The organism is Streptomyces sp. WAC05292 (genome assembly GCF_003949955.1).
Lineage (GTDB): Bacteria > Actinomycetota > Actinomycetes > Streptomycetales > Streptomycetaceae > Streptomyces > Streptomyces globosus.
This window is the reverse complement of sequence record NZ_RPSE01000255.1, coordinates 1-8,986: the sequence shown is the minus strand read 5'-3', so window position 1 is coordinate 8,986 and position 8,986 is coordinate 1. Positions and strand designations below refer to the sequence as shown.

The window sequence follows — 8,986 nt, the reverse complement described above, 5'->3', positions numbered from 1 at the left end:
ACGGGCGGACGGCGACCTTCGCGGTCCTGGGCGCCGTCGGCGCGGGCGGCGCCGCGGTGGCGGCCCGGCGCACCGCTGCGGCGGCCGTGCGGTCGGGCGGGGCGGTGCTCGCCGTGGCGGCGGCCGCCGCAGCGGTGCGCCCGGCGGCGGCCGCGGCGCAGCACCCGGCACGGGCTGCGGCGGCGCTGTGCGCGGCGGCCGGGGCGGTGGCGGTGTCCCTGGCGGCCCTGGACGGGCGGACGGCGACCTTCGCGGTCCTGGGCGCCGTCGGCGCGGGCGGCGCCGCGGTGGCGGCCCGGCGCACCGCTGCGGCGGCCGTGCGGTCGGGCGGGGCGGTGCTCGCCGTGGCGGCGGCCGCGGGCCTGGTGGCGGCGACCTGCGCGCTGGCCGGGCTGTCGGCGCCCCGCTGGTCGCTGCCGCTGCTCGCCGTACCGGCCGCGGTGGCGGCCGCGGGCCCGCGGACGGGCCGCGTACGGGTGCCCGCCGAGGCGGCGGCCGCGGTGGTCGGGGCGGCGGCGGTGCTGCTCCCGGCCGGCCGGCCGGCGCTGTGGTCGGCGGCGTGCGCGCTGGCCGGGGTGGTGTGCGCGGGCGCCGCGGTACGGCCCGAGCGGCGCCGGCTCGGCTGGGCCGCGGCGGTGTTCGGCGTGGCCGCGGCGTGGCTGCGGCTGTGGGAGTCCGGGGTGACCGCGGTGGAGGCGTACACGCTGCCGGTGACGGCGGCTGCGCTCGCGGTGGGCTTCGTACGCCGCCGCCGGGATCCGCTGGCCTCCTCCTGGACGGCGTACGGCCCGGGCCTGGCCGCGACGCTGCTGCCGAGCCTGGCCGCGGCGTGGGGGGACGAGCACTGGCTGCGGCCGCTGCTGCTCGGCGCGGGGGCGCTGGCGGTGACCCTGGCGGGCGCCCGCCGGCGGCTCCAGGCGCCGCTGCTGCTGGGCGGGGCGTGCCTGGCGGCCGTCGCGGTGCACGAGCTGGCCCCGTACGTGGTGCAGGTCGCCGGGCTGCTGCCGCGCTGGGTGCTCCCGGCGCTGGCGGGGCTGCTGCTGCTGGCGGTCGGCGCGACGTACGAGAAGCGGTTGCGCGACGCGCGGCGCCTGCGGGAGGTGCTGGGCCGACTGCGCTGAGGGGCCGGGCCCCGGCGGAAACGCCGAGGGCCCGGAGACGGTTTCACGTCTCCGGGCCCTCGGTCCGGGTGGGCGATACTGGGTTCGAACCAGTGACCTCTTCGGTGTGAACGAAGCGCTCTCCCACTGAGCTAATCGCCCGGGCACACCGCAAACATTACCGCATGTCAGCGGTGCTCCCGACCATCACTGGTCCTTCAGGTCCCAGGGCAGGGTGAACCCGTACTTCCACAGGTAGAAGCCGATCAGCGCGCCCGCGATCACGAGACCGGTGCCGGTCAGGATCATGTTGCGGCGGCGGACCTTGGGGTCGAGGGCCTTCTGGGCGGCCTCGGTGACCTTGCGCTTGGTCCAGCGCAGGGCGAGGTGCGCCCAGGCGAACTCGGTCGCCCAGATCGCCAGGCCGGCGAAGATCGCGACCCATCCGGGGCCGGGCAGGACGAGCATCGCCGCGCCGGCGCCGATCACGGCGAGGCCGACGATGAAGACGCCGACCTGCCAGCTCAGGTGCAGGGTGCGGCGCCTCTTGATGAATTCCGGCGCCTTCGAAACGTGCGGCGCCTCGTGTTCGGTCTCTCCGGTGCTGCCGTCGGCGGTCCCGCCGACGACGCGCCCGGCGGTCTCCTCGGCGTTGGACGCCCCGGCCTCGCGGTCACTCCCCGTGTTCATGGGCCCGAATCTACCGGAGCCGGAAGCACACGTGAATGGAGGTTTGGATCCGCCGTCCGAGGGACCCAGAGAGCCGCAAAACGGTCAGAGGGGTTTACAACGGCACCGTAGGTGGCATGTCGATTTCGCCGACGTGCGAATCCCCGAGCGCACACTGAGCGAAAGGCCCTGGCGCTTATGAACACCACGGTCAGCTGCGAGCTGCACCTGCGCCTCGTTGTGTCGAGCGAGTCCTCACTGCCTGTTCCCGCGGGCCTGCGGTATGACACGGCCGACCCCTACGCCGTGCACGCCACCTTCCACACCGGCGCCGAGGAGACGGTCGAGTGGGTGTTCGCCCGCGACCTGCTCGCGGAGGGCCTGCACCGGCCCACCGGAACCGGGGACGTCCGCGTCTGGCCGTCCCGCAGCCACGGTCAGGGCGTCGTCTGCATCGCCCTGAGCTCACCGGAGGGAGAAGCTTTGCTCGAGGCGCCCGCCCGGGCACTCGAGTCATTCCTCAAGCGGACTGACGCCGCGGTCCCGCCCGGGACCGAGCACCGGCACTTCGACCTCGACAAGGAGCTCTCGCACATCCTGGCCGAGAGCTGAGCCGGCCCCCCGGGGAAGAACCTCCCGGCTGACGCCGGGGGCCGCCCGGCACCGTCCGACTCGGGGCGACGGTGCGTGGCCGGCTGGAAAACCACATACGGCAGTGCCGGCGCTGTTCCCGCGGAAGCCGTCCGCGGGGGCGGCGCCGGTGTGCTTGTTCGCACAAGAGACACCTCCCGGCCGGGGCCCCGGGCGGCTAGAGTCGGCCCCCGGCGGCGACACCGGCCCGTCGCCGCAGGCCCGGCCACAGGGAGCGAGTTCCGTGCAGATTCCCCACGACACCCGTCGAGCGCTCGACGTCGTCGTCGCTCTGGTGAACACGGCCGCCGAGGCGGACCAGCCCGACGGCCTCGCGGACCTGGGCTCGCTGCGCGCCTTCGTCCGCGAGTACGACATCAGCGACGTCGGGGAGCTCGGCGCGCGGGACCTGGCGGGCGTGCGGACGGTGCGGGGCAAGTTCGCGCAGGTCTTCGCGGCGCCCACGGCCCGCGCCGCGGCCTCGCTGATCAACGAGCTGGTGGCGACGGCGGGCACCACGCCCCAGCTCACCGACCACGACGGCTACGACTGGCACGTGCACTACTTCGCCCCCGGCGCCTCCCTCGGCGACCACCTGGCCGCCGACGGCGGGATGGCACTCGCGTTCATCGTGGTCGCCGGCGAGCAGGAGCGGCTGCGCCGCTGCGAGGCCCCGGACTGCCGACGGGCCTTCGTGGACCTCTCGCGCAACCGCTCCCGGCGCTACTGCGACAGCCGGACCTGCGGTAACCGGCTGCACGTGGCGGCGTACCGGGCGCGGCGCAAGGAGGCCGACGCGGGGACGGCGGACCGTTCAGAGCAGGAACAGGTCGTGCACGCCGGCCAGCAGCAGCAGGGTGCCGACCACCCCTAGGAAGATCATCAGCGGGGGTTGCGAGAGCGCGAAGAGGCAACCGCGCTGCTCCTCGGCGGCGGGAGCGGGGGCCGTGGCGGGCGTCCGGGCCGGTGCCGCCGGCGCCCCGTGCGATGTGTCCGGCATGTCGGGGCGATGATCGCCCACGCGGGCGCGGGGCCGGCCTCAACACGCCCGTGCGGCGGGCACGTTCACCCCTTCTCGTCACGGAAGCGGCGGCGCGGGCACGGGCCCGCGGCGGCTCAGATGCCGTGCTTCTTCAAGATGGCCTCGATGTCGGAGAAGTCCTCCTCGGGAGCGGCCGCCCTGCCGGGTGCGGCCTGCGGACGGCTCCCCCGGCCGACCTGGGGCGCGGCGGCGGCGGGGGCGACGGCCTGCGGGCCGGAGGCCTCGGCGGCCTTGCGGGCCTTGCCCGCGCCGCGCCGCTCGACGGCCCTGGTCGTCGCCAGCAGCAGCCAGGACAGGCCCAGCAGGCCGAAGCCGACCCAGACGGCCGGCTGGAAGACGATCCCCGCCGCCCACTCGACGACGCCGGTCAGCACCAGGCCCGCCGGCACCAGGGCGTACGCGGCGATCCTGGCGGCCGTGAGGTAGCGCCTGCGGAACGCGGTCACCGCGGCGATGCCCAGGCCTGCCGCGGCCAGCGCGGAACATACGGTCTCGGCGAGCATGCGGTCCTCCAGGGCGGCCGTCGGGGCCCTCTTCGTTCCCCGCTCCCTCCATCCTGCACCGCCGGCCGCCGGCCCGGCCACGCCCCCCGGGGCTCGGGCGCCGATCTCCGGGACATCTCCGGGTCGGCCCTCCTCCGCCGGGGGGGTGCGCGGCCCGGACACGGCGGGGCGGCTGGGAGACTGTCGGCATGACCGATTCCGTGATCCTCGACGTCTGGTGCGAACTCCAGTGCCCGGACTGCCACAGCGCCCTGGACGACGTACGGGCCCTGCGCGCCCGCTACGGCGACCGGCTGGACATCCGGCTGCGCCACTTCCCCCTGGAGAAGCACAAGCACGCCTTCGCCGCCGCGCAGGCCGCCGAGGAGGCCGCCGTGCAGGGGCAGGGCTGGCCGTACGCGGAGGCCGTACTGGCCCGCACCGCCGAGCTCGGCGAGCGCGGCGAGGCGGTCCTGCTGGACGTGGCGCGCGAACTCGGCCTGGACGCGGAGGAGTTCGACACGGCCCTGATCGACGGCCGGCACATCCTGATCGTGGACGCCGACCAGGCCGAGGGCAAGGCGATCGGGGTGTCCGGCACCCCGACGTACGTGATCGGCGGCGAGCGCCTCGACGGCGGCAGGAGCCAGGAGGGGCTGCGGGCCCGCATCGAGGAGATCGCGGACCGGCTGCTGGCCGGAGGCGCGTAGCGGAGGGCGGGCAGCCGGGGCCGGCCCGGGGTCTCAGAGCAGGTCCTTGCCGTAGGTGAACCGGACCGGGCGGTAGCCCAGCGACTCGTAGAGCCGCAGGGCGGGCGTGTTCCCGGCGAAGACCTGGAGGCCGAGCGTGCGGTGGCCGCGGGCGAGCGCGGCCCGTTCGGCGAGGAGCATCAGGGAGCGGCCGTGTCCGCGCCCGCGGTGCGCCTCGGCGACGGCGACGTCGTAGACGTACGCGCCGGTCGCGCCGGGCCCGGTCCAGACGTGTCCGACCGGTTCTCCGGCCGCCTCCAGGACGAGGAGGTCGTTGCCGGGCGTGTCGGGCCCCTGCGGCAGCCGGCGCTCGTGGTCGTCCTCGGCCTTCCGCCGCGCCGCCGCGGCGGGCATGCCCCGGCCCGCCATGTCCTCGGCGTAGCCGTCGACGGCGGCGGGAAGCCACCGCGCGTACTCCCGCGCGGTCATCGGCCGGCCCGTGGTCCCGTCGGGCAGGGCGGGCGGTGCGGTGGGGAGGTCCTTGGCCATGGCGCGGCTGTACTCGGTGTAGCCGAGGGAGGCGGCCATCCGCAGGCCGCCCGGGGATTCGGCGGGCACGGACGCCTGGACGCGCCGGCAGCCCCAGCCGCGCAGGACCTCCTCGGCGGCGAGCGCGCCGACGGTGGCGCGTCCGCGGCGGCGGTCGGGCTCGTCGACGGCGAGGTCGCGGATCTCGCCGACGGCCGGCCCGAAGGCGCTGTCGCAGGCGAGGAGCAGGGCGCCGACGCGCCGGCTGTTGACACGGATCTCGTACGGGCGCGAGCGGGCGCCGGCGGCGCCTTCCTGGAGCGGCCCGCTCGGCCGCAGCGTGGTGGTCATCAGGGATGTGTACCCGCCGTGAGGCCCCGCACGACAGCGATTTCCGGGGACGGCGCCCTCGCGCGGCGGCGGGCCTTGGCCGCTTCTTTCGGATCCTGCCGGTCAGGCCCGTGTCGCCCGGCACCGTGCATCGCGGCCCGACAACGCGGCGAGGCGCGGTGCCGGACGGCGCGGGCCAGACAAGATCCGGAAGAGGCGGCCTAGGGGTCGAGGTCGTCCGCGGCGCGCTCCTCGAAGATCCGCGCGGCGCGGGCGGTGAGGGGTCCGGGGGCGGCCGGGGTGGTGCGGGCGTCGATGCGGTGGACGGCCTGGACGTCGCGGAGGGTTGAGGTGAGGAAGACCTCCTCGGCCCGCTCCAGGGCGGCGAGGGGCAGGTCGGCCTCCTTGGCACCCACCCACTCGACGACGAGGGCGCGGGTGATGCCGGCGAGGCAGCCGGAGGAGACGGGCGGGGTGTACAGCTCGCCGTCGAGGACGACGAACACGTTGGAGCCGGTGCCCTCGCACAGCTGGCCGACCGTGTTGGCGAAGAGGGCCTCGGAGGCGCCGGCCTTGTTCGCGGCGGCGAGGGCGACGACGTTCTCGGCGTACGAGGTGGTCTTGAGCCCGGCCACGGCGGAGCGCTCGTTGCGCACCCACGGGACGGTGATCACGGCGGTGGTGTCGGGCCGCCGGGTGGTGGCGCCTAGGGCGACGAGGAGGGTGGGGCCGCTGTCGCCGCGGTCGGAGCCGAGGGGGGAGATGCCGCCGGTGTACGTGATGCGCAGGCGGCCCAGCGGGACGGGGTTGTCGTCGAGGACGGCGGTGCAGGCGCGGCGCACCTCGTCCAGGTCGGGCTCGGGCAGTCCGAGGCCGCGGGCGGAGCGGGCGAGCCGCTCCAGGTGGCGGGTGAGCGCGAAGGCCTTCCCGCGCTCCGCCTTCACCGTCTCGAACACGCCGTCGCCGACCGTCAGCCCGTGGTCGAACACGGACACGTGCGCGTGGTCGGCGTCCCGCAGTGCGCCGTCGAGCCAGATCCTCACCGTACGATCCCTCCGCTCACCCGGGGGTACCTGTCACCGCCCGGGTGCCCGACGCTACCTCCAGCAGGCGGGCGGCCTTCAGCTCGGTCTCGGCCCATTCGCGCTCCGGGTCGGATCCCCAGGTGATGCCGGCGCCGGTGCCGAAGAGCAGGCGGGCGCCGCCGGGGGCCTGGCGGTCGATCCAGAAGGTCCGGATGCCGACGGCGAGCTCGGCGAGGCCGCGGTCGGCGTCGACCCAGCCGATGCCGCCGCAGTAGGGGCCGCGCGGGGCCGTCTCCAGGGCCTCGATGATCCGCAGGGCGGAGGACTTGGGGGCGCCCGTGACGGAGCCGGGCGGGAAGGTCGCGGCGAGCAGCTCGGGCCACCCGGCGCCCTCGGCGAGTTCCCCGCTGACGGTGGAGACGAGGTGGACGAGGCCGGGGTGCTCCTCGACGGCGCACAGTTCGGGGACGGCGACGGAGCCGGTGGCGCAGACGCGGCCGAGGTCGTTGCGGACCAGGTCCACGATCATCACGTTCTCGGCGTGGTCCTTGGGCAGGAGGTCGGCGGCGGTGCGGCCGGTGCCCTTGATGGGGCCGGACTCGACGTGGCGGCCGGAGCGGCGCAGGTAGAGCTCCGGGGAGGCGGTGGCGATCTCGACGCCGTGCGCGGGGAGGCGGATCGTTCCTGCGTACGGGGCCGGGTTGCCGCGGGCCAGGAGCGCGGTCAGGGCGTCGACGTCGGCGCGGCCGGGGTCGGGCAGCGGCGCGGACATCACGCGGCACAGGTTGGCCTGGTAGACCTCGCCGGCGGCGATGTGCTCGCGGATGCGGCGGACGCCCGCCGTGTAGGCGGCGCGGTCCAGGGAGGAGGACCACCGGTCGGCGGCGGGCCCGCGCCAGGCTCCCGGGACGGGCTCCGGGACGGGGTCGGGGCGTATGTCCCCGAAGCGCGCGCAGACCAGGCGCCCCTCGAAGTCGGCGGCCACCGCCCAGAAGCCCGTGGAGTCCAGGGCCGCGGGGTCGCTGGTGACGTCGCGGAGGTCGGTCGCGAGGAGGCCGCCGAAGCGGGCCAGGGGAGACAGGTCGTGCACGGCTGCGAGTCTAGGGCCGGTGGCCGAAAGGCGCCGGGGAGGTGACCGGTGGGTGACCGGTGGTGATCGGGCGGCAGCACGCTGCGGAAACGCGTTTTTGAGCTGGCCCGGGAATCCGCTAGAGTTCAACACGTCGCCAGGGAGCGAAGGGGGAAACCCCGGAGCGAACACGGTGACGATGCGGACGTAGCTCAGTTGGTAGAGCACCACCTTGCCAAGGTGGATGTCGCGAGTTCGAGTCTCGTCGTCCGCTCTGAGTGGGGGATCTTCCCGAGGTACCCTGCAACTCCGAGGTGGAGTGGCCGAGAGGCGAGGCAACGGCCTGCAAAGCCGTCTACACGGGTTCAAATCCCGTCTCCACCTCCAAGGACGATTAGCTCAGCGGGAGAGCGCTTCCCTGACACGGAAGAGGTCACTGGTTCAATCCCAGTATCGTCCACAGGATCTTCGGATCCCTCGCGCGATTAGCTCAGCGGGAGAGCGCTTCCCTGACACGGAAGAGGTCACTGGTTCAATCCCAGTATCGCGCACGCAGTACCTGCAACACCGTTTGACCTGCGGCTCCACAGCCGTGGCCCGCGCGATTAGCTCAGCGGGAGAGCGCTTCCCTGACACGGAAGAGGTCACTGGTTCAATCCCAGTATCGCGCACCGACCGGAAGCCCCGGCCGTCTCGACGGCCGGGGCTTCCGCGTGTGCGGCCCGGGGTCAGGACGAGAAGAGCATGCGCCCGAAGCCCTTGCGGTGGTGGCCGTGGTGCCCGTGGTGCCCGTGGTGCGGGGCACCCCAGGCCGGAGCGGCGTGCGGGGCCGGGTACGGCGCCGGGGGCGCGGGCGGCGGCGGGACCTGCCCGTACTGGCCGGCGGTGTACTGGGACTCCAGCCGGGTCAGCGCCTCCAGCTCCCCGTAGTCGAGGAAGATGCCGCGGCAGCCGCTGCACTGCTCGATCTGGACGCCGTTGCGGTTGTAGGTGTGCATCATCGCGTGGCACTTCGGGCACTGCATGGCCGGACCAACTCCTCGCCGTCTTTCGTCGGCACCGGGCGCCCGCCCGGTGCAGGGGCGTTTTCACCCTACGCCGGACGGGGGCCCTCCAAGTCGGGCGGGAGCGTAGCGATTCGGGCACAGGATTCGACCATCAGCCGCTCCACGTCGTCGAGCCTGCGCCGGTTCTCCGCGGCCTTGGCGAGGGCCAGCGCGGCCGTCTGCACGGTCAGGGCGCGGGCCGCCACGTCCAGGGCCGGCCACGGGTCGCGGCCGGCGGGGCCCGCGGCCGGGCCGCCCGCCGCCCGGTAGGCCTCCAGGAAGCGGCCCCAGGCGCTGCTGCCGAGGACCCCCGCGGCATACCAGGCGGCGGGCCGGGCCAGGTCCCAGGCGGGCGCCCCCACCCCCAGGTCGTCGA

Annotated in this window: 11 protein-coding genes, 6 tRNA genes and 1 pseudogene; 9 read left to right on the top strand and 9 right to left on the bottom strand. The window is 75.1% G+C overall.

Annotation, left to right across the window (positions count from 1 at the left end; all coding sequences use genetic code 11):
• Nucleotides 1-1,121: SCO7613 C-terminal domain-containing membrane protein (locus tag EF903_RS22860; RefSeq protein ID WP_399421469.1), on the top strand; the 1,121-nt coding region annotated here is incomplete at its 5' end.
• A gap of 69 nt (nucleotides 1,122-1,190) precedes the next feature.
• Here EF903_RS22860 and EF903_RS22855 read toward each other — a convergent pair.
• A tRNA-Val gene (locus tag EF903_RS22855) sits at nucleotides 1,191-1,262 on the bottom strand.
• Between the two features lie 45 nt (nucleotides 1,263-1,307).
• Nucleotides 1,308-1,790 (bottom strand): TIGR02611 family protein, encoded by a 483-nt coding sequence (locus tag EF903_RS22850; protein WP_125546041.1) that lies wholly within the window; start codon nucleotides 1,788-1,790, stop codon nucleotides 1,308-1,310.
• 177 nt (nucleotides 1,791-1,967) lie between these two features.
• Between EF903_RS22850 and EF903_RS22845 the strand changes: the two genes are divergently transcribed.
• Both EF903_RS22845 and EF903_RS22840 read left to right on the top strand, forming a co-directional pair.
• Nucleotides 1,968-2,381 carry an SsgA family sporulation/cell division regulator gene (locus tag EF903_RS22845; protein WP_030011909.1) on the top strand — a complete coding sequence of 138 codons (414 nt, stop codon included), beginning with the start codon at nucleotides 1,968-1,970 and terminating at the stop codon, nucleotides 2,379-2,381.
• A 262-nt stretch (nucleotides 2,382-2,643) separates the two neighbouring features.
• Nucleotides 2,644-3,273: a CGNR zinc finger domain-containing protein gene (locus EF903_RS22840; protein ID WP_125546039.1), complete on the top strand. Its 630-nt coding sequence runs from the start codon at nucleotides 2,644-2,646 to the stop codon at nucleotides 3,271-3,273.
• Here the strand turns inward: EF903_RS22840 and EF903_RS22835 are convergent.
• Nucleotides 3,214-3,399, bottom strand: coding sequence for a hypothetical protein (locus tag EF903_RS22835; RefSeq protein ID WP_125546037.1), 186 nt, complete (start codon nucleotides 3,397-3,399; stop codon nucleotides 3,214-3,216). The genes EF903_RS22840 and EF903_RS22835 overlap by 60 nt on opposite strands.
• A 116-nt stretch (nucleotides 3,400-3,515) precedes the next feature.
• A complete protein-coding gene (locus EF903_RS22830) occupies nucleotides 3,516-3,944 on the bottom strand; it encodes a hypothetical protein (RefSeq protein ID WP_125546035.1) in 429 nt (142 codons plus the stop codon).
• 188 nt (nucleotides 3,945-4,132) lie between these two features.
• Here EF903_RS22830 and EF903_RS22825 point away from each other — a divergent pair, with 188 nt between their 5' ends.
• Nucleotides 4,133-4,633, top strand: a complete 501-nt coding sequence (locus tag EF903_RS22825) for a DsbA family protein (RefSeq protein WP_125546033.1) — start codon at nucleotides 4,133-4,135, stop codon at nucleotides 4,631-4,633.
• Nucleotides 4,634-4,666: 33 nt separating this feature from the next.
• On the opposite strand, the gene EF903_RS22820 is transcribed toward EF903_RS22825, so the two are convergent.
• The 3 genes from EF903_RS22820 to EF903_RS22810 all read right to left on the bottom strand — a co-directional run bounded on the left by EF903_RS22820 (nucleotide 4,667) and on the right by EF903_RS22810 (nucleotide 7,585).
• On the bottom strand, nucleotides 4,667-5,491 hold the full coding sequence (locus EF903_RS22820; RefSeq protein WP_125546031.1) for a GNAT family N-acetyltransferase: 825 nt from the start codon (nucleotides 5,489-5,491) through the stop codon (nucleotides 4,667-4,669).
• A gap of 200 nt (nucleotides 5,492-5,691) precedes the next feature.
• Nucleotides 5,692-6,513 carry an aminotransferase class IV gene (locus EF903_RS22815; protein WP_125546029.1) on the bottom strand — a complete coding sequence of 274 codons (822 nt, stop codon included), beginning with the start codon at nucleotides 6,511-6,513 and terminating at the stop codon, nucleotides 5,692-5,694.
• 16 nt (nucleotides 6,514-6,529) lie between these two features.
• The gene (locus EF903_RS22810; RefSeq protein WP_185902776.1) at nucleotides 6,530-7,585 is read right to left on the bottom strand and encodes a chorismate-binding protein; all 1,056 of its coding nucleotides are present in this window, start codon (nucleotides 7,583-7,585) and stop codon (nucleotides 6,530-6,532) included.
• Between the two features lie 180 nt (nucleotides 7,586-7,765).
• On the opposite strand from EF903_RS22810, the gene EF903_RS22805 reads away from it, so the two are divergent.
• From EF903_RS22805 to EF903_RS22785, 5 genes are all read left to right on the top strand, one after another.
• Nucleotides 7,766-7,838, top strand: a tRNA-Gly gene (locus tag EF903_RS22805).
• A 39-nt stretch (nucleotides 7,839-7,877) separates the two neighbouring features.
• Nucleotides 7,878-7,951 (top strand) — tRNA-Cys (locus tag EF903_RS22800).
• A gap of 1 nt (nucleotide 7,952) precedes the next feature.
• Nucleotides 7,953-8,024: transfer RNA gene (locus EF903_RS22795), tRNA-Val, on the top strand.
• Between the two features lie 19 nt (nucleotides 8,025-8,043).
• A tRNA-Val gene (locus EF903_RS22790) sits at nucleotides 8,044-8,115 on the top strand.
• A gap of 48 nt (nucleotides 8,116-8,163) precedes the next feature.
• A tRNA-Val gene (locus EF903_RS22785) sits at nucleotides 8,164-8,235 on the top strand.
• Between the two features lie 57 nt (nucleotides 8,236-8,292).
• Here the strand turns inward: EF903_RS22785 and EF903_RS22780 are convergent.
• Together EF903_RS22780 and EF903_RS22775 are read right to left on the bottom strand one after the other, a co-directional pair.
• Nucleotides 8,293-8,589, bottom strand: coding sequence for a zf-TFIIB domain-containing protein (locus tag EF903_RS22780; protein ID WP_125546027.1), 297 nt, complete (start codon nucleotides 8,587-8,589; stop codon nucleotides 8,293-8,295).
• Nucleotides 8,590-8,657: 68 nt separating this feature from the next.
• Nucleotides 8,658-8,986, bottom strand: a pseudogene (locus EF903_RS22775) (aminoglycoside phosphotransferase family protein); the annotation flags it as partial.

Coding starts and splice junctions, on each gene's coding strand:
- EF903_RS22835 (WP_125546037.1), bottom strand. CDS start 3,399: ATGCCGGACACATCGCACGGGGCGCCGGCGGCACCGGCCCGGACGCCC.
- EF903_RS22780 (WP_125546027.1), bottom strand. CDS start 8,589: ATGCAGTGCCCGAAGTGCCACGCGATGATGCACACCTACAACCGCAAC.
- EF903_RS22820 (WP_125546031.1), bottom strand. CDS start 5,491: ATGACCACCACGCTGCGGCCGAGCGGGCCGCTCCAGGAAGGCGCCGCC.
- EF903_RS22850 (WP_125546041.1), bottom strand. CDS start 1,790: ATGAACACGGGGAGTGACCGCGAGGCCGGGGCGTCCAACGCCGAGGAG.
- EF903_RS22830 (WP_125546035.1), bottom strand. CDS start 3,944: ATGCTCGCCGAGACCGTATGTTCCGCGCTGGCCGCGGCAGGCCTGGGC.
- EF903_RS22845 (WP_030011909.1), top strand. CDS start 1,968: ATGAACACCACGGTCAGCTGCGAGCTGCACCTGCGCCTCGTTGTGTCG.
- EF903_RS22825 (WP_125546033.1), top strand. CDS start 4,133: ATGACCGATTCCGTGATCCTCGACGTCTGGTGCGAACTCCAGTGCCCG.